This window comes from Lysinibacillus sp. NPDC093190, assembly GCF_050280425.1.
Lineage (GTDB): Bacteria > Bacillota > Bacilli > Bacillales_A > Planococcaceae > Lysinibacillus.
Genome location: NZ_JBNNVG010000007.1, coordinates 112,721 through 134,201 on the forward strand (window position 1 = coordinate 112,721; position 21,481 = coordinate 134,201).

The 21,481-nt window shown below is 38.0% G+C and carries 25 protein-coding genes; 9 read left to right on the forward strand and 16 right to left on the reverse strand.

Annotated features, from left to right (window positions below; genetic code table 11):
- Window positions 1–139: 139 nt before the first annotated feature.
- A complete protein-coding gene (locus ACQKOF_RS08070; RefSeq protein WP_370048160.1) occupies window positions 140–784 on the forward strand; it encodes an RsfA family transcriptional regulator in 645 nt (214 codons plus the stop codon).
- Between the two features lie 65 nt (window positions 785–849).
- Here the strand turns inward: ACQKOF_RS08070 and ACQKOF_RS08075 are convergent, their stop codons facing one another.
- Complete coding sequence (locus ACQKOF_RS08075) at window positions 850–1,683, reverse strand: lipoate--protein ligase family protein (RefSeq protein WP_427555271.1); 834 nt, start codon at window positions 1,681–1,683, stop codon at window positions 850–852.
- Between the two features lie 157 nt (window positions 1,684–1,840).
- Between ACQKOF_RS08075 and hemQ the strand changes: the two genes are divergently transcribed.
- The gene (gene hemQ / locus ACQKOF_RS08080; RefSeq protein ID WP_427555273.1) at window positions 1,841–2,590 is read left to right on the forward strand and encodes a hydrogen peroxide-dependent heme synthase; all 750 of its coding nucleotides are present in this window, start codon (window positions 1,841–1,843) and stop codon (window positions 2,588–2,590) included.
- 398 nt (window positions 2,591–2,988) lie between these two features.
- Here hemQ and ACQKOF_RS08085 read toward each other — a convergent pair whose 3' ends face one another.
- Window positions 2,989–3,159, reverse strand: a complete 171-nt coding sequence (locus ACQKOF_RS08085; protein WP_268636039.1) for a hypothetical protein — start codon at window positions 3,157–3,159, stop codon at window positions 2,989–2,991.
- Window positions 3,160–3,245: 86 nt separating this feature from the next.
- Window positions 3,246–3,593: a hypothetical protein gene (locus ACQKOF_RS08090; protein WP_427555275.1), complete on the reverse strand. Its 348-nt coding sequence runs from the start codon at window positions 3,591–3,593 to the stop codon at window positions 3,246–3,248.
- 209 nt (window positions 3,594–3,802) lie between these two features.
- Between ACQKOF_RS08090 and ACQKOF_RS08095 the strand changes: the two genes are divergently transcribed.
- Together ACQKOF_RS08095 and gerQ are read left to right on the forward strand one after the other, a co-directional pair.
- Window positions 3,803–4,186: a cell wall hydrolase gene (locus tag ACQKOF_RS08095; RefSeq protein WP_400725865.1), complete on the forward strand. Its 384-nt coding sequence runs from the start codon at window positions 3,803–3,805 to the stop codon at window positions 4,184–4,186.
- A gap of 21 nt (window positions 4,187–4,207) precedes the next feature.
- A complete protein-coding gene (gerQ, locus tag ACQKOF_RS08100) occupies window positions 4,208–4,549 on the forward strand; it encodes a spore coat protein GerQ (RefSeq protein ID WP_142509394.1) in 342 nt (113 codons plus the stop codon).
- 293 nt (window positions 4,550–4,842) lie between these two features.
- Here the strand turns inward: gerQ and ACQKOF_RS08105 are convergent, their stop codons facing one another.
- The 5 genes from ACQKOF_RS08105 to ACQKOF_RS08125 all read right to left on the reverse strand — a co-directional run bounded on the left by ACQKOF_RS08105 (window position 4,843) and on the right by ACQKOF_RS08125 (window position 8,031).
- Entirely contained in the window at window positions 4,843–6,021 is a 1,179-nt protein-coding gene (locus tag ACQKOF_RS08105; protein ID WP_427555277.1) for a M20 family metallopeptidase, read from the reverse strand.
- Between the two features lie 235 nt (window positions 6,022–6,256).
- Entirely contained in the window at window positions 6,257–6,637 is a 381-nt protein-coding gene (locus ACQKOF_RS08110; protein ID WP_427555279.1) for a DUF423 domain-containing protein, read from the reverse strand.
- Window positions 6,638–6,663: 26 nt separating this feature from the next.
- Window positions 6,664–6,930, reverse strand: a complete 267-nt coding sequence (locus ACQKOF_RS08115; protein ID WP_427555281.1) for a YwdI family protein — start codon at window positions 6,928–6,930, stop codon at window positions 6,664–6,666.
- The gene (locus ACQKOF_RS08120; protein WP_427555283.1) at window positions 6,927–7,106 is read right to left on the reverse strand and encodes a uracil-DNA glycosylase; all 180 of its coding nucleotides are present in this window, start codon (window positions 7,104–7,106) and stop codon (window positions 6,927–6,929) included. Before ACQKOF_RS08120 ends, ACQKOF_RS08115 begins: the two co-directional genes overlap by 4 nt.
- 247 nt (window positions 7,107–7,353) lie before the next feature.
- Window positions 7,354–8,031: a uracil-DNA glycosylase gene (locus ACQKOF_RS08125; protein ID WP_427555285.1), complete on the reverse strand. Its 678-nt coding sequence runs from the start codon at window positions 8,029–8,031 to the stop codon at window positions 7,354–7,356.
- A gap of 183 nt (window positions 8,032–8,214) precedes the next feature.
- Here ACQKOF_RS08125 and thiD point away from each other — a divergent pair, with 183 nt between their 5' ends.
- Window positions 8,215–9,045 carry a bifunctional hydroxymethylpyrimidine kinase/phosphomethylpyrimidine kinase gene (thiD, locus tag ACQKOF_RS08130; RefSeq protein ID WP_427555287.1) on the forward strand — a complete coding sequence of 277 codons (831 nt, stop codon included), beginning with the start codon at window positions 8,215–8,217 and terminating at the stop codon, window positions 9,043–9,045.
- A 58-nt stretch (window positions 9,046–9,103) separates the two neighbouring features.
- Here thiD and ACQKOF_RS08135 read toward each other — a convergent pair whose 3' ends face one another.
- Complete coding sequence (locus tag ACQKOF_RS08135) at window positions 9,104–9,592, reverse strand: acyl-CoA thioesterase (protein WP_427555407.1); 489 nt, start codon at window positions 9,590–9,592, stop codon at window positions 9,104–9,106.
- Between the two features lie 223 nt (window positions 9,593–9,815).
- Here ACQKOF_RS08135 and ACQKOF_RS08140 point away from each other — a divergent pair, with 223 nt between their 5' ends.
- Entirely contained in the window at window positions 9,816–10,151 is a 336-nt protein-coding gene (locus tag ACQKOF_RS08140; RefSeq protein WP_427555289.1) for a hypothetical protein, read from the forward strand.
- Between the two features lie 608 nt (window positions 10,152–10,759).
- On the opposite strand, the gene ACQKOF_RS08145 is transcribed toward ACQKOF_RS08140, so the two are convergent.
- Together ACQKOF_RS08145 and exaC are read right to left on the reverse strand one after the other, a co-directional pair.
- The gene (locus tag ACQKOF_RS08145; RefSeq protein WP_427555291.1) at window positions 10,760–11,101 is read right to left on the reverse strand and encodes a DUF779 domain-containing protein; all 342 of its coding nucleotides are present in this window, start codon (window positions 11,099–11,101) and stop codon (window positions 10,760–10,762) included.
- Window positions 11,102–11,122: 21 nt separating this feature from the next.
- Window positions 11,123–12,643, reverse strand: coding sequence for an acetaldehyde dehydrogenase ExaC (gene exaC, locus ACQKOF_RS08150; protein ID WP_427555293.1), 1,521 nt, complete (start codon window positions 12,641–12,643; stop codon window positions 11,123–11,125).
- A gap of 262 nt (window positions 12,644–12,905) precedes the next feature.
- On the opposite strand from exaC, the gene ACQKOF_RS08155 reads away from it, so the two are divergent.
- Window positions 12,906–13,256 (forward strand): YojF family protein, encoded by a 351-nt coding sequence (locus ACQKOF_RS08155; RefSeq protein WP_053484519.1) that lies wholly within the window; start codon window positions 12,906–12,908, stop codon window positions 13,254–13,256.
- A 13-nt stretch (window positions 13,257–13,269) separates the two neighbouring features.
- On the forward strand, window positions 13,270–13,959 hold the full coding sequence (gene bshB2, locus ACQKOF_RS08160; RefSeq protein WP_400725560.1) for a bacillithiol biosynthesis deacetylase BshB2: 690 nt from the start codon (window positions 13,270–13,272) through the stop codon (window positions 13,957–13,959).
- Between the two features lie 80 nt (window positions 13,960–14,039).
- Here the strand turns inward: bshB2 and ACQKOF_RS08165 are convergent, their stop codons facing one another.
- Window positions 14,040–14,783, reverse strand: coding sequence for a TerC family protein (locus ACQKOF_RS08165; RefSeq protein WP_427555295.1), 744 nt, complete (start codon window positions 14,781–14,783; stop codon window positions 14,040–14,042).
- 236 nt (window positions 14,784–15,019) lie between these two features.
- On the opposite strand from ACQKOF_RS08165, the gene ilvA reads away from it, so the two are divergent.
- Entirely contained in the window at window positions 15,020–16,282 is a 1,263-nt protein-coding gene (gene ilvA / locus ACQKOF_RS08170; protein WP_427555297.1) for a threonine ammonia-lyase IlvA, read from the forward strand.
- Between the two features lie 221 nt (window positions 16,283–16,503).
- On the opposite strand, the gene ACQKOF_RS08175 is transcribed toward ilvA, so the two are convergent.
- The 4 genes from ACQKOF_RS08175 to ACQKOF_RS08190 form a co-directional block, all read right to left on the reverse strand.
- Window positions 16,504–17,463 carry a nuclease-related domain-containing protein gene (locus ACQKOF_RS08175; RefSeq protein ID WP_427555299.1) on the reverse strand — a complete coding sequence of 320 codons (960 nt, stop codon included), beginning with the start codon at window positions 17,461–17,463 and terminating at the stop codon, window positions 16,504–16,506.
- A 173-nt stretch (window positions 17,464–17,636) separates the two neighbouring features.
- Entirely contained in the window at window positions 17,637–18,431 is a 795-nt protein-coding gene (locus tag ACQKOF_RS08180; RefSeq protein WP_427555301.1) for an ABC transporter ATP-binding protein, read from the reverse strand.
- On the reverse strand, window positions 18,424–19,452 hold the full coding sequence (locus ACQKOF_RS08185) for an ABC transporter permease (protein WP_427555303.1): 1,029 nt from the start codon (window positions 19,450–19,452) through the stop codon (window positions 18,424–18,426). Before ACQKOF_RS08185 ends, ACQKOF_RS08180 begins: the two co-directional genes overlap by 8 nt.
- Before the next feature lie 521 nt (window positions 19,453–19,973).
- Window positions 19,974–20,996: an ABC transporter substrate-binding protein gene (locus ACQKOF_RS08190; protein ID WP_427555305.1), complete on the reverse strand. Its 1,023-nt coding sequence runs from the start codon at window positions 20,994–20,996 to the stop codon at window positions 19,974–19,976.
- Window positions 20,997–21,481: the final 485 nt, after the last annotated feature.

The window sequence follows — 21,481 nt, forward strand, 5'->3', positions numbered from 1 at the left end:
AAACCTACATCGGGTATTGTATCGCATTTTTCCCCTTGTATTCAAGCATAATTCCTTCCACATAGATGAATAAAAGGTTAAAAGATTGGTCATGCTAGTAGTAAATAAAAGTTCCAAATAAAGGTGGGAGGATTTTAATATGAGTAAAGTAAGACAAGATGCTTGGTTAGAAGAAAACGATGAATTATTAGCAGAGGCGGTAATTCGCCATGTGACGGAAGGTAGTACACAATTAAATGCCTTTGAAGAAGCGGGTGATGCTTTAAATCGTACTGCTGCTGCATGTGGTTTTCGTTGGAATGCTGTTGTTCGTAAAGAATACGAGGAACAATTATCAGAAGCCAAAAAAGAAAGAAAAGAAAGAATGCGAGTGTTAGGAGCTCCAGCAAGACGCCGTGCTTCTAGTATGTTTACAGTTAATAGTAGTGCCGCGGAGGGTAAATCAATTCCTCTTTCTGCATTAAATCTTGATATTGTCATAGCCTATTTACTACGTTTACAGCACTCTGGTGAAATAGGCAATGAGTCTTCAAAATGGAGACAACTAGTACACGTAACATCTGAGAAAAATAAAAAACTAGAGAAGACCGTTACACAGCTTGAAGAGGAAAATAGAGCTATTCGAAAAGATTACGAGCAATTTGTACAAATTATGAATCGCGCTAGACGACTAGTAACACTAGATGAAGAGGAAGAACGAATTGCACCTGTTTTCAAAATGGAGAAAAACGGAAATCTTGTTGTAAGTAGCCCTTTTCAAGAAAATGGCGATGCGCTTAATTAGCAGCATCGCTTTTTTCTTTGGACAGCATTTATGAAGGATCCCTACTGATTAAAGGTTTCACTTCATCACTTTGGTTCAAGCATTTTCTTATTCCGGTCTAAAACTCGTTGTAAATAAAATGCATATAGCGTTAATTCTTCATCATGAAAAGATCCAACTCGAACTTCTTCTGCCATAGTGTTAAGAAGCTGCTGTAAACGAATAACAACGGCTTCCACTGTTAATGATGTATCCATAAGTTCAGATAATGACGCCATCACATCAGGGACAATATTAGGATACGTAAATTTTGTTTCCGCCCCTCTAAGACTTTCCTCATAAAAGTCACGAATGAGTGCAGCTCGATCTGAACCGCTTCCTTCAATACATAAATAAATTTGCACTGCTACACCTTGACGTAAGCGTCTCTGAGAAATACCAGCAAATTTCTTTCCTGCAATACTTAAATCATAGGATCCCGGGCAATAGGAGCCTACAATTTCATAGGCTTCAATTTGATCCGCTACTTCAGGGAATAATCCCTTTACTAGAGCTACCATTACATCATAGCCATCATTAATACTTAGTGCTTCCGTTTGTTCAGATAAAACTATAGAAATATTCAGGACACCTTCATCCAGGACAACTGCTAATCCGCCTGAATTGCGTACAATAGGATCATAGCCACGTGCTTTGAGCAAATCCATGCCCTGCTGCACATATGGTAAACGGTGATCCTGAATACCAAGCACAACAGATGCATCATGTACCCATGTACGTATAGTTGGTGGAGAGGCTAATTGTCCAACTAGCTGACATAAAGTATCGTCTGTTGCAAATGATTCAAGTGGCGATCTTTGCTTCGCACTAATGGATTGATCGTAAAGACGCCAAATTGGCTGTTGTAAAATACTTTTCATGATTGGAGCTCCTCTATTTACATCTCTTCTCTTTAGAATACATTATCTATGGAAGGTGTCAAATTCGTGAAATGCAATCATGAACTTAGGGAATTTGTACAAACTATGATAAACTAAAATTTGAATGCTATTCACTTATAAAGGAGTGTTTTTAATAATGAATGAAGCAGCAATTACTTTAGATGGTTGGTACGCTTTACATGATTTTCGCTCAATCGACTGGGCTTCATGGAAACTAGTTTCTGCTGAAGAACGTCAAGCAGCAGTAGAAGAATTCATTGCATATTTAGAAAAATTAAACGAAGCTGATATCGCTAAAACAGGTGCCCATGCATTTTACGCAATCGTTGGTCAAAAAGCTGACTTTATGATTATGACATTACGTGAAACAATGGATGAGCTACAAGAGCTTGAAGCTGAATTCAATAAATTGGCGATTGCTGATTTTACAATTCCTACATATTCATATGTATCTGTTGTAGAGCTTTCTAACTATTTAGCGGGTGATTCAGACGAAGATCCTTACCAAAATCCACATGTTCGTGCTCGTCTATATCCTGAACTTCCACGTGCTAAGCATGTATGCTTCTATCCAATGGATAAGCGTCGTCAAGGCAATGACAACTGGTATATGCTTTCAATGGATGAGCGCAAATCTCTAATGCGTTCTCACGGTATGATTGGTCGTGGCTATGCTGGTAAAGTTAAACAAATTATTACTGGTTCTGTTGGCTTCGACGATCATGAATGGGGCGTAACACTATTTGCAGATGACGTACTACAATTCAAAAAATTAGTATATGAAATGCGTTTTGATGAAGTTTCAGCTCGCTACGGTGAGTTCGGTGCATTCTTCGTTGGTAACCTTCTTGATCAAGAAAAACTTATGAAATTCTTAACAGTCTAATCTAAAATGCCTTTAAATATAAAAATGCGAGTCGCTACTGGACTCGCATTTTTAAAATTCGTTTTCTTCGCTGTTCTCTGATTCCAATATTAAAATAATTGTATGAATAAAAAATCCAGTTAGAATCATAAGGAAAACTAAATACCAATTATATGGTTGCTGATAGTATTCTGCTATACCAATGGCCATGAATGCACTTATGATAATTGCTATAAACGTACCAAAAATATGCATTATAACACTCCTTCATGAAAGCAAAAAATAATTTTCCACTTTAGTATGTCACAGTTTATTTTTAATATACTTGCAAAACATTAGATTTCATCCGCTTAATCAAAAAAAATTAACAAATAAAAAAAGTGTCACCAACTATGATGACACTTTCTTATTTTCATACCTCAAGACCTTTCATCCTTAACCTTCAAAATTAGTATAATCGTATTGATGAAAAATCCAACTACGATTATTAATATAAAGAGATACCAATGGAGTGGCTGTCCGTAAAAACTCCCCACTAAAAATGCCAGCACAGCACTCAACAAAATACCTACCCAAACACCAATCTCCATACCCTGTCACCTCACATGTATTCAATACACATGCAATTTCCTATCTCACGTTCCCCATTATATTTTCTATTCTCTATTTACCCATTTTATAAATTTAGGCTCATCACCATAACGTGGGGTTGATTTTCGTTCCTGCTAGGCGGTTTCCTGGGGGCGACGGGGCAAAAAAGTTTTTTGTGCGAAAGCGTAGCGTCAGCAACAGGATGTTTTTTTGAGCGAAAGCGTAGCACCAGCAACAGGATGTTTTTTGTGCGAAAGCGTAGCGCCAGCAACAGGATGTTTTTTGTGCGAAAGCGTAGCGCCAGCAACAGGATGTTTTTTGTGCGAAAGCGTAGCGCCAGCAACAGAATTTTTTTGTGCAAAAGCGTAGCGTCAGCAACAGAATGTTTTTTGTGCAAAAACGTAGCGTCAGCAACAGGATGTTTTTTGTACATGGCATACGTTTGGTGTTGAACATCTAAAATTTTTAAAAAATCTGGCCCTCTTTTACAGACTACTCGTTATTACTAATATATGCTTAGCATTTTTAAGTTGTGAATTTCTTTCATTAAAATTGAACATGTCTACAATACCATCAAGCATATACTGTTTGCGAGGAGGAGTGAAAGTCGCAGTTATAAAGACGAATGATGCACAAACAGCCATGCTAGCAAGGCTTATGCGCGCTGAGGCAGAAGGTGAAGGAAATTTAGGTATGCTGATGGTCGGCAATGTGGGCGTCAATCGTGTACGAGCAGATTGTTTAGATTTTACGGATGTTCGTACGATTGAACAAATGGTTTTTCAGCGTCCTGGGGGCTTTGAAGCAACACAAAAAGGCTTCTTTTATCAACGAGCACGTGATCAAGACCTTCGATTAGCAAAGAGAGTTATTCAAGGCGAAAGATTTCATCCAGCGACTCGTTCGCTATGGTTTTTCAGACCTGAGGGAGATTGTCCAGCACAATGGTATGGTCAGTGGAACACGGGAAGATTCAAAGCACATTGCTTCTTCTCGCCAACCGAAGAAGATTGTCCTCAAATCTAAAAGAAAGAAGGTTGATAACTTATGATGCCTTATTATTGGACACCAACAACGCAACAACAAATGCCTCCACAGGTAATGCCTCCACAGACGACTGGAGCACGACCACCTGGACGGGAGCAATCGTATATTGAAAATATTTTTCGTTTGAATCGCGGAAAGCCTGGTACTTTCCATTTTTCCTTCGAGCATGCGGTTGAGCAAGGAAAAAACACAAAAACTGTGCGAGGCGTTGTAGAAGCTGCCGGCCGAGACCATGTTATTTTACGTGAACTCAAATCGAATCATCGTTTCCTATTCCCAATGATTTACTTTGATTTTGCTGAATATGATGAAGAAATGGCTTATTTTAACCAAAATCCATAATTGAAATAGGTTGTTATACATTCATATTTTCTTATATGGTAAAATTTCGCTCCTCTATATGCGAATAAGATAAGAGCAAAAGGATGCTTCTTCGTTACGTTTTACTCACGCTGCGTAGCATCGCAAGTTTCTCTTGACGCTCAATTGGGCTTCATGTTCTTGCTTGGCGCAGCAAATGTTTTTCGTATAAAACGAGGAATCTACGTGGATATTTGCCATTAGATCAAAAAAATTGGCATGTTAGGATATCTCCTAGTATGCCAATTTTTATTTAAAGCCTATATCTTACGGAACTATTGATTTTCTTGTAAAAACTGCAATGTTGCTTTCCCTAATGTTTTGGCAGCAATCAACATGGCACGTTCATCAAAGTCAAAACGTGCATGATGATGAGGATATGCTACTTCCCACTCCGGCTTTTTAGCACCTGTGAAGAAAAATGTACCTGGTACATTCTCTAAATAATACGCAAAGTCCTCTCCAATCATAAATGGTGGGCACGTTATAATATTTTCTACTCCTGGTATATCTGCTGCAAGTTGTGCAATAAATTCTGTTTCTTTCACATGGTTGTAAACAGGTGGATAGCCTCTTGTATAACGATAATCATAGCTTGCACCAAAAGCCAAACAAGTGGCATTTAACACTGCCTCAAGCTCTTGCTCCAATTGTCTGCGTACCTGCTCCTCAAAAGTACGGACTGTTCCAGCTAATACTACTCGTTCAGCAATAACATTGAAAGGATTAATCGCCTCAAAATGACCAATTGTTAAGACGGCTGATTTTAATGGATCAATACGTCTAGATATAATCTGCTGTGCATGGACTACAAACTGTGACGCAAGAGTAACTGCATCTATAGAATGATGAGGCTCCGCACCGTGACCGCCTTTGCCATGAATCGTAATTTCCACTTTATCCGCAGCAGCCATAATTGCTCCATCTCTCACCAATATTTCCCCTAACGGTGTTGGTGCCCATAAATGTGTACCGAAAATAACATCTACCCCGTCTAGACAGCCATCTTCAATCATAGGCTTTGCTCCACCTGGCGCCATTTCTTCTGCATGCTGATGAATAAATACTACATTGCCTGCAATGCCATCCTTTATTGCATTAAGTGCTTTAGCAAGCCCTAGTAATGTTGCAGTATGACCATCATGTCCACATGCATGCATTATACCATCTACTTTTGACTTATAAGGGACGTCATTTTCCTCCTGAATTGCTAATGCATCAAAATCAGCGCGCAACGCCACTGTTTTACCCGGCTTCCCTCCACGTAAAGTAGCAACAACACCACGTTCACCTACATGCTCACGAACCTCATGCCCTAACGCTCGATGAAAAGCAGCTACATACGATGGTGTTTCCACTTCCTCAAAGGATAATTCCGGATATTCATGTAGATGGCGACGAATCGCTACCATTTCATCATAGTTATGATCTAGTAAAGTAAAAAGCTTCTCCATATCCCAAAACCTCACTTCCTATTTGTCGAACTTATTTGATAATAATAGTGTACTATAAATCCTTACAAAAACAATAGGAATTAAAACTATCAATCTATAGAAATTATATTGTTGATTAGGAAGAAAAATTCTCTTGATCCGTTACTAGTAGTTCCTCTTTTAAAAAAACAAAAACTCCCTCACACTTAGTGCAAAAGAGTAGCTTTGTAGGAGTATCTATATTCAACTGAATTTTTTATCGAGCATGTTTTAGGGCAGATACTATAATTAGAATCCAACCAGCTAAAAATAGAACACCACCAATTGGTGTGATGGCACCTAGAACTTTAACGCCGCTGATTGCCAGTACATAAAGGCTTCCTGAAAAGAAAACAATACCAAGGTTAAAAAAGATTCCAGCTAAATTCAACTGCTTTACTTCACCTAGAAGTTTCGAGCTCATCAAAATGCCAATTACAAGTAGACCAGTGGCATGAAACATTTGGTACTGAACAGCTGTCTCCCATATCCCACGACCATAATCATCTAGAACTCCTTTTAAAGCATGTGCACCGAATGCACCCAATGCCACTGCTAAAAAGCCGTGGAGTGCTCCTGTCACGATAAATTTTTTCATGTCATTTTCCCTACCTTTAATCATGATTAAAAGTCAAAAATTGAATCACCATTTGCTCCGTCTTCTTCTTCAATTTTTGCTGTATATAAACTTGTTTGCTTCGGCTCTGATACTAGCATTTGTGGTAGATGTTTTGACTGCGCTTTAGAAATGCCGTCAGGTGAGTCTAATACTACATCACATAATGCTCGGATTGCTGTTAAGGCTTCACGAATTTGTTGTTCGTTTCCAGCATTTTTGACACCAGATAATTGTTTTTCAAGTTGTTGAATAACGGCTTGATAAGGAATCATTGCATTCTCCCACTTTCTGCTTTTGGCACAAACTTTAGACAGTCCGTGCCAGAGGATTGTTTAACGACAACGGATGGTACTTGCTTCGTTTTAAAGCCGTATGCTACACAGGCCCGTGGCGTTTTTGGGTCCCATGTTACTTTAAAATATTGACATTTGAAACAATTTACCTTCATCGTTGTTCCTCACTTTCTTCTATATATTAACTGTAACATGAAATTATAAGTGTATCAATTTCGCCTTGGCGTAATTGCGTCCGGATTTTGAATTGTGCCAGCACAATTCATTCCTTTCAAAATCCGTGACATCCGCCGGAGGCTTATCTTTATTCAGGTAACCATCCTCAGAGGTAGGAGTCTATTATAGTTGATGCTTCACTTTTGCTACAAAACATTTGAATGAAGATATATGATTTGTGCCAATCTAAGCTAGAGACCAATCAATTGGTTGCTCTCCCCATTCCACTAACTGTGCATTGATCTTCGAATATGGTTTACTGCCAAAAAAACCCCGATAAGCACTAAGTGGACTTGGATGAGGTGCTTCTAAAATTAAATGTGGTGTTGAGTATTTACGAATTAATTGTTTTTTTCGTTGCGCTGGTTTACCCCAAAGCACAAAAATAATTGGTTTATCTCTTGATGCTAATTTATCGATTACAGCATCCGTTAATTGCTCCCATCCTTGTTCTTTATGAGAATTCGCCTGTCCTGCTCGAACAGTTAATACAGTGTTCAATAACATTACACCCTGCTGTGCCCATTTTGTTAATGTTCCGTTCTGAGGGCTTGGACAGCCAAGATCATCCTGTAATTCCTTTAGCATATTTCGTAGGCTTGGTGGATGTGGGATTCCCGGCATGACCGAAAAACTTAATCCATGTGCTTGGTTTGGTCCATGATACGGATCCTGACCTAAAATTACGACCTTTACGTCATGATAAGCCGTCATATAAAATGCATTCATTATGTCATTTATCGGGGGATAAATTGTTTGTGCTGCATATTCATCTGCTACAAATTGACGTAGCTTTTTATAGTATGTTTTTTCTATTTCTTCTAAAAGTATTTCTTGCCAATCATTCGGAAATTTTTCTTTCATCGTAATATAAGCCCCTTTCTCTTCTTTCAACGGTACAAAAAAATAATGTTGAATTCAAGCATCAGAAAAAGAAGTTAAACTGACCTTGTAAAAATATATAATTCTGACTATTTTTACGAAATCAGAATAAGACTATACTAGATGGTAAATTTAAAACTTTCATCTATAAAGGAGATCTTCCACATGGCTCTTAAAAAAACTTTAACGATTGCTGGTTCAGATACATCAGGTGGCGCAGGTATGCAAGCCGATCTTAAAACATTCCAGGAGCACGGCACATATGGCATGGTGGCATTAACGGTTGTCGTAACAATGGATCCAAACGGTTGGACTCATAACGTAACGCCATTACCAACAGAGCTTTTGCAAAAACAAATTGATACTGCTCTTTCAACAGGCATTGACGCCATAAAAACTGGTATGCTGTCAACTGAAGAAATTATTCGTATCGCAGGTGATGCTATCGCAAAATCAGGTACGACAAATGTTGTCATTGACCCTGTAATGGTATGTAAGGGAGAAGATGAAGTATTGAACCCTGGTAACACAGATGCAATGATTCAATATCTTTTACCATTAGCTGCAGTTACAACACCTAACCTGTTTGAGGCTGGGCAATTAGCTGGAACTGGAACACCAAAAACAATCGAGGAAATGAAAACAACAGCTCGTAAAATTCACGAGCTTGGTGCTAAAGCTGTTGTGATTAAAGGTGGGAAAGCGTTAGCTACTGAAAAAGCAATTGACTTATTCTTCGACAGTGAAAAATTCTACTTATTAGAATCTGAAAAAGTTGCTTCTACTTATAATCATGGGGCTGGCTGTACATTTGCTGCTTCAGTAACAGCAAACCTTGCAAACGGTCTTTCAGTAAAAGAAGCTGTAATTGAAGCAAAAGAATTCGTTTCTGCTGCAATCGCTCACGGTTGGGCGTTAAATGACTATGTAGGACCAGTTATGCACGGTGCAAAATCTCGTTTTGGTGCACCAGAAGTAACAGTGATAGAAATTTAAATATGAAAAGGCATCTGATTACAAATCAGATGCCTCTTTTACATATAGTAGTTCTCCATCATTTCGAGCAATCCCATGGATCGTTCATCGAAATGAATTGAGCCAATGCCTTACTTTCCTTTTTACGCTCTGCACGTGCTTTTGCTCGTTCAGCTGCAGTTTCATGTAGCTTAGTCTCCTCTACTGTTTCCGGAATGACAGATGGCACTGGAGTTGGTTTATTATTTTCATCTAATGCAACAAAGGTTAATAATGCTGTTGCCGCTACCTTGCGTTCGCCCGCTTTCAAATTCTCAGAAATGACCTTTACGAAAACTTCCATTGAAGATGTCCCTGTCCACGTTACATAAGATTCGAAATAGACAGAATCGGTCGGGCGTATTGGATGTAGGAAGTCTACAGAATCCGTTGAGGCTGTCACACAATCTCTACGACTATGTTTAGCAGCGGAAATTGAAGCTACTAGATCGATGTCACTCATTAATCGACCGCCAAACAGTGTATTATGATTATTAATATCATTCGGAAAAACTCGACTTGTACGCATAACTCTAGATTCTTTACAATATTTAAAGTCCTTGTTCACACCCATTCCCCCTAAAACAATTATTTATTTCTACAATATTGATTTATTTTTCCATAAAAATCAATTTAAATACTAGAAAATTATGAATATTTATTTTAACAGAGGTTTATTTCTTCTAATGCTCAGGACAAGATACACTACTACTTCATATGCCATATATTAGCTGTATATGGGAGGGAGAAAAATGAAAAGACGTAATCAACAACAAGACCCAAATACAAATACACAAGCAAGTTTCCTAGGTGGTGAAGAAGCAGGTCTCCTAGGTGAAGACATAGGTATCCAAGGTGGAGATATAACCTCTACCAAAGTAGAATTAATATCTTCAATGGTTTTGACAATAGGGTATTCATTAGCAACCCTCTCCACCATTTTAGCATTGCAGGAAGAAGAGGCACAGGCACAAACAAGAACATCCGACGCGCAAAATCAAAGTGTACAATTTAGACAAATGCATAAGCATCTATCACATCTCAACAATCGTCTAGATTCCATTGAACGAAAAATCAACCGATATTAACAAATACATACCCCCAAAAATCACTAATTATAAAAAGCCGCGATTCTCCGTCATAAAAGAGAATCGCGGCTTTTTTACTATACTATGATAATGAACTTTCCGTCTTCTTTCCTTATTACAGCTATACATATCAATGTTGAAGGAACGTCATCTATTGTACCAAGATAGAATTCGTTATAACCTAGTTTAAAATTCTCTTCAACATTATACGCTGTCTATCCGTCAATTAAGGAAGAAATCATGGTCGCAGTATCTTTTCATTTGTGAAACCGCATACAATACAAAACGACACATTTTGTACAAAATTGCTCTCACACTCATTATATTGAAATATTTCTATAATTTTTTCAAGAATATTGCTCGAAAAATCTTCATAGATTTAAAGATGCAATTAAATCAATTATGCCTCGGCATAATTGCGTCCGGAATCGGCTTTGTGCTTAGGCCTGCAGATGTTTTTTTCGCGAAAGCGTAGCGGCAGCAACACAGTTTTATCTGTGCGAAAGCGTAGCGGCAGCAACAATAACATGAGGGCCGACACGATGTCATCATTTCGGTAATGCCACAGGACGTGGCGTTTTTAGACTGAATTCCTCTGTAATTACTTCTTAGTACTCTTCTGTTGTGAATACTCTAGAGTTTGTAATGAAATGCATATTTTCAACACTATCTAAAGAAAAACTTGCACCTCTGCCCTCAATCGCATGAATAATCAATTGCGTATGCTTAAAATATTCATATTGCGCTCTATGAATGTAAAAAGGAACGTCACCTAATGTACCAAGATAGATATCGTTTTCACCAATTTTAAAATCTCCTTCTACATAACACATCGGTGCAGAGCCATCACAGCAGCCTCCAGATTGATAAAACATGATAGCGCCATGCTGACTCTTAATTAGCTCTATCAAATTTAAAGCCTCTTTTGTTGCAATCACTCGTTCTACCATGTTGTTATTCATCCTTTGGTATTAGAAAAATCCTTGTGCTTCTTTTTTGTAGCTCACTAAAAGACATTTAGTTTGTTGGTAGTGATCTAACATCATTGCGTGGTTTTCACGACCGATTCCAGAAAGTTTAAATCCACCAAATGCAGCACCTGCTGGATATTGATGATAAGTGTTTGTCCACACGCGACCAGCTTGAATAGCTCGACCTGCACGGTAAGCAATGTCACCAGAACGTGACCAAACACCAGCACCTAAACCATATTCTGTATCATTTGCAATTTCCATTGCTTCATCAAAATCTTTGAATGTAGTCACACCAAGCACTGGGCCAAAGATTTCTTCTTGGAAGATTCGCATTTTATTATGACCTTTGAAAACTGTTGGTTTAATGTAGTTACCTCCTGCAAGGTCGCCTTCAAGAATATTTTCTTCTCCACCTATTAAGCACTCAGCACCTTCTTCTTTACCAAGTTTTAGGTAAGAAAGGATTTTTTGTTTTTGTTCGTTTGAAGCTTGAGCACCCATCATGACTTCTGTATCTAATGGATTACCAATTTTAATAGCTTTTACGCGCTCTAATGCAAGTTCAATGAATTTATCGTAAATGGATTCTTGAACAAGTGCACGTGAAGGACAAGTACAAATTTCACCTGAGTTTAATGCGAACATTACAAAGCCCTCAATTGCTTTATTTAAATATTCATCATCTGAATCCATAACGTCCTCAAAGAATACGTTTGGTGATTTACCACCTAGCTCTAACGTCACAGGAATAATATTTTCAGTTGCATATTGCATAATTTGGCGACCAACAGCTGTTGAACCTGTAAAAGCAACTTTTGCAATTCGTTTGTTCGTTGCAAGTGGTTTACCAACTTCAACACCAAAGCCGTTTACAATGTTAAGTACGCCTTTTGGTAGGATTTCTTGAATTGTTTCAATTAACACTAATAATGAAACTGGCGTTTGCTCAGCTGGTTTCATCACGATACAGTTACCTGCTGCAAGCGCAGGAGCAATTTTCCAAGCAGCCATTAAGATTGGGAAGTTCCAAGGAATGATTTGGCCAACTACACCTAGTGGCTCTTGGAAATGGTATGCAACAGTGTCGTTATCTAATTGTGTTGTACGCCCTTCTTGTGCACGGATGACACCTGCAAAATAACGGAAGTGATCAATTGCTAAAGGAATATCTGCGTTTAAAGTTTCGCGAACTGCTTTACCATTATCCCATGTTTCTGCAATAGCAATCATTTCTAAGTTTTCTTCAATACGATCTGCGATTTTATTTAAAATAGATGCACGCTCAGCTGCGCTTGTTTTACCCCATGCATCTTTTGCTGCGTGTGCTGCATCAAGGGCTAGCTCAATATCTTCAGCTGTTGAACGAGCTGCTTTTGTGAATACTTGACCTGTTACAGGTGTTTTATTTTCAAAGTATTGACCTTTTACTGGGGGAACCCATTCTCCACCGATAAAGTTATCATATTTTTCTTTGAAGTTTACTAATGCACCCGGAGTATTAGGATTTGCATAAATCATAGTATCAATCTCCCCATATTTTATTTATGAAACCGCATACAATTTATATTAATCTGTTTCACGTGTCCTATATTGATACATCAGAATAGTTTTTTCAAGTAATCTACCTTAATAATAGTAAAAAACATTTTTTTACAATAAAGAAATTTCTGCATTTTATCAATAGCATTTATGATTAGGTTGGCAACAAAAGCCTTTCAATTTCCCTTTGTCATCTTTTTTGACTATACTTAAAGGAGAAATAATCGAGAGGAGTGTTAAGATGCAAGAAGTACAAGTAAAGACGTTGCAGGAATTATTGAATTCTTTCGCCAACAAAGACGTTTATATTCATCTTGAGACGACGAACGGTTCTTATGCAGCACACTTTGATGAGAAATTTTTTAATGCAGGTGCTTTTATTCGCAATGCTAAAATCAACTATGAGCTTGCTAAAGTGGTAGATGATTCACCCCATCGTGTCGGATTAAAAATGGCACATGGCTGGGTTTATGCTCAAGGCATCACACATTTTGAATTAGATGATTTAGGCCGTTTATTAATGGCTGGACTAGACTACTCAGGTAAATTGGCGATTGCACTTGAAATTAGCGAAACGCCATTTACTTACTAAGGGGGACGACTTTTTGAATTTACAACCACAACGTCATATTTTAATTGTTTACCCTCACCCAGATGATGAGGCTTTTTCAGTTGCTGGAACAATTGCCTACTATACAAAGAAAATGAATACACCTGTTACATATGCCTGTTTAACTTTAGGCGAAATGGGGCGTAATTTAGGAAATCCACCTTTTGCAACACGTGAATCCTTGCCAGAAATTCGACGTAAGGAGCTTATCGCAGCAGCAGAGGCTATGGGAATACAAGATTTACGTATGCTTGGTTTCCGTGATAAAACGATTGAATTTGAAGACGATGAAAAAATGGTAAAGCTTGTTGAAGGTTTAATAGAGGAGTTAATGCCTTCTCTTATCATTACATTCTTACCAGGTTTTGCAGTTCATCCTGACCACGAGGCAACAGCACGTGCTGTAGTAGAAGCTGTTCGTCGTATGCCAAAAGCCGCACGTCCACAAGTGTTAGGCTGCGCCTTTGCAAACGATACAATTGAAAAAAATGGTGAGCCACATGTTGTCAACGATATCAGTGAAATGAAGATGGACAAAATTAAAGCATTACAAGCACATGCATCTCAAACTGCTTGGATGATGCAAGAAACAGAAAAACGTATTGATGACGGTGAGCCAATGAGTGAAAGCTGGCTTAATATTGAAAAATTCTATATTGTAAATCCTGATCAATATGTAAAATAACAATAAATGCGCTGAAATGCTCTTTATAACAATAAAACGGTTCTGTCCTCTTTCTTCATTGAGAACAGAACCGTTTTATATTAAGCAACCTTCATTTTTTTTAAGAAATGAATAATGAAAGTGATAGCAAAAATAATAATTAATACAACAAAAAACAAATAATGTGGAACGTGAATACCGATGACGCTGGCTAGCATTTTCAGTGCAATAATTCCAATAATAATAAATGCTGTTGCCTCTAATTCTGGTATTTTTTCAATAACAATTAAAAATAAGCCTGCAATAGTTCTCATCATTAAAATACCTAGCATTCCCCCGATTAGTAATATCCAAATTTGATTGGATATCGCAAAAGCAGCAAAAATCGCGTCAATTGAAAAGGCAATATCCATCAGTTCTACAGAAATAACCGTTGCCCAAAATGTTCCAAAAAGGCGGACCAACAACCCTGTTTTTTTCATCTCCTTGGCACTATCCGCTTCCCCAATTTGCAGGAAATGAGCGACACATAGCCAACCTAAATACAGGGCTCCTAGCAATTTAACAAACCAAAATTCTACCAAATAAACACCTATCCCGATAAATAAAAATCGAAAAAAATAGGCTCCCAACATACCGTACATTAATGCTCGCTTGCGTTGCTTGTTTGGCAAATGCTTCACTAGCACTGCTAATACAAGTGCGTTATCTGCTGAGAGTAAACCTTCTATTATAATTAGTGTTGATATTAACCCCCAAGATACAGGGTCAGTTAAGATCTCTTTCCACATTTCCCAATTGAAAAATTGAATGTATGTAGATAGAATTCCTTGAATGATTTCCAATTACATACCCTCCTACTTGTCCTAAGGTATTCTAGTATATGCTTGACCATTTTCGTTATGAGGGAATGTGTACATGCTTTGTTTCTACAAAAAATTCTCGAAGAAATTCAATTATTCTTCGTTTTGTATGAAATAGACACCGAAAATTTAGAATTTACTAAAAATTAATAACAAAAGGCTTATAAAATGTGCTATCATAGATAAATGTTTTATACGTATAACGGAGGATGAATATTATGGAAGCTGCTGACACTAGAACGGTGCAAGTAGAAAATATCTTGATTGCACATCATTTCTTAAAAGACGTAGTGGTACACACGCCACTACAAAAAAATGACTATTTATCCGAGAAATACGGAGCTAATATTTATTTTAAACGCGAAGATTTACAGCATGTACGCTCATTTAAACTTCGTGGTGCCTATTATAAGATTAAAAAAATTGAAGAAGAGGCTCGTAAAGTTGGCGTTGTTTGTGCAAGTGCAGGCAATCATGCCCAAGGTGTTGCCTACGCCTGTGCACAATTGAAAATTGAAGCAAGTATTTTTATGCCTCAAACAACACCTAAGCAAAAAATTGACCAAGTGCGTATGTTTGGTCGTGAATATGTAGAAATTATTTTAGCTGGTGATACCTTTGATGATTCTGCCGAAAGTGCATTAGCTTACTGTGATGAACACGATAAAATCTTTATTCATCCATTTGATGATTTTGATGTCATCGCTGGACAAGGAACGGTCGCAGTTGAGATTATGAATGACATGGAGGAACCGATTGATTACGTGTTTGGTAGTATTGGCGGCGGAGGCTTAATGTCAGGTGTTTCTGCCTATGTGAAAAACCTTTCCCCTAATAGTAAAATTATTGGAGTAGAGCCTGCCGGTGCGGGCAGTATGAAGGCTGCATTTGCAGAAGGCGGTGCAGTGGCACTTGATTGGATTGACAAATTCGTAGATGGTGCTGCGGTAAAATGCGTCGGTCATCACACATATGATGTTTGTCGTCGCTACTTAGACGACATCGTACTAGTACCAGAAGGAAAAGTATGTACAACGATTTTAGATCTCTACAATAAACATGCCATTATCGCAGAGCCTGCTGGAGCATTATCAGTAGCAGCACTCGACTCTTATAAAGAGGAAATTAAAGGGAAATCAGTCGTTATCATCATTAGTGGTGGTAATAATGACATCGGTCGTATGCAGGAGATTAAAGAAAAATCTTTAATTCACGAAGGCTTACTATACTACTTCATCGTCAGCTTCCCACAGCGTGCGGGCGCACTTCGCCAATTCCTAACAAGCGTTCTAGGGCCAAATGATGACATTACAACTTTCGAATATACAAAGAAAAACAACAAAGAAAGTGGTCCTGCCTTAGTTGGTATCGAACTTGGCAATCGTGAAGACTACGAAGGATTACTAGCACGCATGAATGAATTTGGCTTCAAATACAAAGAAGTAAACAACGACATTCAACTATTCGGCCTACTAGTCTAAAATAAAGAGTCACACTTGCTATGTGAGTGTGGCTTTTTTGTGAGGATGAGAGTTTATCGAAACACTTTTGTGATTTATCGATAACTTTTGATTATTTATCGACCAACTTTATCAATTTATCACCCAACTTTTTTAATTTATCACCCAACTTCCCAAAAATATCGACATCTACCTTGTATGCGACACTATCTGACCGCACTGATAGTGTACGCCGCTTACATTTAATCCAATAAATTAGCAGGAATTATATATTTTCTATTTTTATTTCCACCACTCCCTTCAAACTTTAACTTTTTCAATAAGTAATAGGCTGCTTTCTCTGAGTCAATATCAAAAAAATCACGAAATTGAGCATTAGAAATATTGTTTCCCATCATTAGCTGATAATCTTGTAATGCTATTAGCATCGATTTATTATCTGTCCGTTGACAATTGCTGCAGCGCCATTTTCCAAAGAAATACTGCACCTTATGCTGATACTCACATTGCGAACATAATGCCCCTTTTCTTAGTGCACCCCAGTCGATTTCTGGTATCCATTGTGTTGGGTCATGCTTCATTAGGATGTGCTCAGCGATTTGTCTCATATCTTTTTCACTCAAACAAACTTGTGAATGTCGTAAAAACAGCTGTTCTACCTTCTCAGCCAACCCACTCACATGAATAATCGGTTGCTCCGACAAACTTGACGTCATAATCATATTCGGATTTGCAGAGAGGATCATATAAACAATAGGTATATGATAGCCAGCCTTTTGAAAAATCTGATGTAAAAACCTAGCATGTCGCTTCACTTGATCAAAAGGATTTCTAAAGCCATCTACTTTGCCATCAGAAGTAATTCGAATAAATTGATGATTATCTTCCATATATTCTACATGCCCAACGATATTTTTGATTTCCACTATTAACACAAAATTTCGCGACATAAATAATGTATCTATTTGATGTATTGATCCACCTTCAGCTTTAAGCTGTACATCATGCAATAAATAATGCGCATACTCCAAATAGATTTCCTGCCATTCCTGATCTACTCTTTGCTCACCTGCATACCCTGCTCTTGTTCTATTTAGCATTTCTTGATAGTAAGTAGACTTTGGGTGAGATTTCGGTAACCGCCTTTCAAGCATTTCTAATATGAGTTGCTTCGATGATACTTCGCGCTTTTTTAGTAACATACTTTCACCTCCTTTAGCTAGATTATAATGCACTTTATCGAAACAGTTGGCTTATTTATCGAGAACTTTTATTGTTTATCGCCCAACTTTTTTAATTTATCACCCAACTTCCCAAAAATATCGATATCAAGCGAAAAAACGCCCACACCTATGTATGAGCGTTTTTTCATCATTTATCCTAGTAGCGCACGGTCTGAGTTCATTTTTTCACCGCGGATACGTTCGAACTCGGCCATTAAATCTGGGATGGTTAATTCATGCTTGCGATCCTCGCCAACCTCTAAAATGATTTGACCTTTATCCATCATAATCAGTCGATTTCCTAAGTCTAATGCTTGTTGCATATTGTGCGTGACCATTAATGTGGTTAAGCTATCTTTCTCAACTAAGTATTTCGTAATACGTGTGATTAACTCTGCACGAGATGGGTCAAGTGCCGCCGTATGCTCATCTAACAATAAAATCGAAGGCTTTGTAAATGTTGCCATTAAAAGAGACAGCGCTTGACGCTCTCCTCCAGACAGTAAGCCGACTTTTGCAGATAGGCGATTTTCCAGATTTAAGCCCAACATCTGCAATGATTCCTTGAAAAATTCTCGACGCTTTTTATCAACACCGAAACGCATACCTCTACTCTTATTACGTGAGTAAGCTAATGCTAAATTTTCCTCAATCGTCATTGTTGGTGCTGTACCAGCCATCGGATCCTGGAATACGCGACCGATGTAGTGGGAGCGCTTATATTCTGGTAAAGTCGTAACCTCATTTCCATCAATTGAAACCGTGCCGAAGTCTGGTGTTAACGCGCCAGAAATCATATTCATCATGGTCGATTTACCAGCTCCATTACTGCCGATAATTGTGACGAAATCCCCTGGCTTTAAGTGCAAATTAATTTCTGCAAGTGCCATTTTTTCATCAGGTGTACCTTCATTAAAAATCTTATTAATACCGTTTAATTTAAGCAAGGCCTTTCCCTCCCTGCTCAACCGTCTTTACTCTTGTCCTCTCTGCTGCGCGCTTCACCTTACGTTTGCGCTCCTTACTCTTATTGATAAATTGAGGTAAAATCAACGCTATAATAACAATGATAGCTGTTATTAATTTCATATCTCCTGAATCAAGGAAATCTACTCGTAATGCTAATGCTAAAATAATGCGGTAAATAATGGCTCCAGCAATGACAGCGAAAGTTGTGCGCATAATCGTTTTTGTACCGAAAATTGCTTCGCCGATAATAACAGAGGCAAGACCGATCACAATCATCCCAATCCCCATACTGACATCTGAGAACTTCGAATACTGTGCGATTAAAGCTCCAGAAAATGCGACAAGTGCGTTAGAAAGCCCTAGCCCAAGAATAATAAGTGTATCTGTATTGGCCGAGAAGCTACGAATCATACGCTTATTATCACCAGTTGCTCGAATAGCCAGTCCGACCTCTGTTTTTAAGAACCAGTCTACAATGAACTTAATTAAAATCGTGATGATTAATACTACGATTATCGTGCTCCATGTTGAAGGCAGTTTCTGAACGCCGAAGCCTTTTAATAGGTTATTTAATGCCGTATCGATACCTAAATTACTCCAAAATGCTTGAAACTTTGAAAATAAAGTCTCTGAATTTAATAGTGGAATATTCGGACGACCTATCGTATTTTCTGCAGTTGATCCCATAATTCGTAGGTTAATAGAATACAAAGCAATCATCATTAAAATCCCCGATAATAGAGGATTAATTTTCCCTTTTGTGTGAAGAATTCCTGTCATACATCCAGCAATAAATCCAGCAACAATTGCCACTAAAGTCGCTAAGATTGGGTGGTAGCCAAGCATAATCATCGTCGCTGCTGTAGCCGCCCCTGTTACAAAGCTTCCATCAACCGTTAAGTCCGGAAAATCTAACACGCGGAATGTTAAATACACACCAAGTGCCATAATTGCATAGATGATTCCTTGCTCCATCGCGCCAAATATTGCTAAAAACATAGTTGAATCATCTCCTAATAATTTCTTAAACTAATTTTTATTAAAAATTCTTACTTGAGCTCCATTCCCTTAAATGGAGCTCAAAACTAATAAAGTCCTTTGAAAGCCATACATAGTAGAATCTATTATTTTTAAGGTTTTAGCACGACGGCCTGCGATAACTTCTTACCCAACATCCGTTTTGCCAAAAGGAAACTTGGTGCTCGTCTGTTGAAAACATTACTAAATCCATTTGTTCAATTAATGGCTCATCACCAAAAAGTTGGAGATGATATTTATTAAAAAGTATATAAGTTGATTGGAGTGGAGACTGAGCGACTCCTTGGGGATCAGCGTCACAGATGAGACCCTGGAGCGAGCAGGCAGAGGAACGAAAATCAACCTTACGTTATGATAATGAGCATAATTTAATAGGAATTCACATAAATCCCCTACCGACCCAAAACACTTAAAAAGTAGATAAAGCGGAGGCAGTTTTAGTTCTCCCCCGCTTCGTCTCATAAGATGATCATGTTAGGTCATTACTTTTCTAAAACCTCTGCACCCCAAGAATCTTTAATTTCTATTCCTAAATCATCGGCTACTTTTTTATTTATTAATAGTTTTAGCTTTTGTGGGTATTGAGCTGGTATATCTGCAGGTGTTGCTTCACCTTTTAGAATCTTCACAGCCATTTGTCCCGCTTCATAACCAATGTCATAATATTCAAAACCATATGCCGCTAAGCCACCACGTGCCACAGAGTCAAGTTCTCCAACAACTAATGGTAACTTATTGGCATTTGCTACATCAATTACAGACTCAAGAGCCGAAACTACTGTATTATCAGTAATGATATAGAATGCATCTGCTTTACCGATTAATGATTCAGCAGCTTGTTTTACTTCCGCAGAAGTTGCCGCAGATGCCTCAACTACTGTTAGGCCTTGCTCGCCCATGACCTTTTTCACTTCTTTTACTTGTGCTACTGAGTTTTGCTCACCAGCGTTGTAAACCATACCTACTTTTTTCGCGCCTAGTTCCTTTAAGAATGCCACTGTTTTCGAAATAGTATCAGGATGTAAATCGATCGTTCCTGTTACATTTTTCCCTGGCTTCTCCATAGAATCTATTAACTGTGCGCCAACAGCATCTGTTACAGAAGTGAAGACAATTGGAATATCACTAGTAGCTGTCGCTGCCGCTTGTGCAGACGGTGTAGAATTAGCAAAGATTAAATCTACGTTGGCACTTACTAGATTGTTTGCAATCGTCGTGTTAAGGCTGTTATCTCCTTGCGCTATTTGTGGATCGTACTCAACTTTAAATCCTGAATCTTCAATTGCCTTTTTAAAGCCATCAGTTGCAGCATTTAAAGATGGATGCTCAACAATTTGAGTAATCCCGATTTTATATGTTTTGTCACCTGCATTGCCGCTCTCACTTGCATTATTCGTTTCGTTCCCCTTCGAATCCGATGAACTAGAGCCACTGCTACCGCAAGCAGCAAGCATTAAAACTAACCCAAATAACAGGAACGAAAGCTTTTTTAAATTGCTTTTCACAAATAATCCCCCCGACTATTATCTCTGATATTTATCACACTTTATCCAAACAAAGTGTGAACGTATCGCTATATTATCGTTATTATCGAGGTTCGTCAATAACATTATGAATGTTCTGACTTTTAAATCCAGCCAAATATTTTATCTTTTCATTCAATTTGCTGCTTTAAACCGCTAAACTGCGCTGTTTTTACAAATTGATTTCTTTTTCTAACATAACAAAAATTTTTTTGACAATTTAGCGAAGTTATTTAATTTTTACAGTAAATTATGGAAAACCTAAAAAACCTGACATTCTTCATTAGAAATGTCAGGTCCTCATAACAATTATCATTCACTCTTACTTTTTCAAGATATCTACTAACCAAACGGGATATCTGGGAAGCACGTACGTTTGAGCAACACTTTGAATTGCTGAATAAAAACAACTCCGAGCGCTTTAGAATCTCCTCCCGCATTACTCCCAAATAAGATTGATATCTACA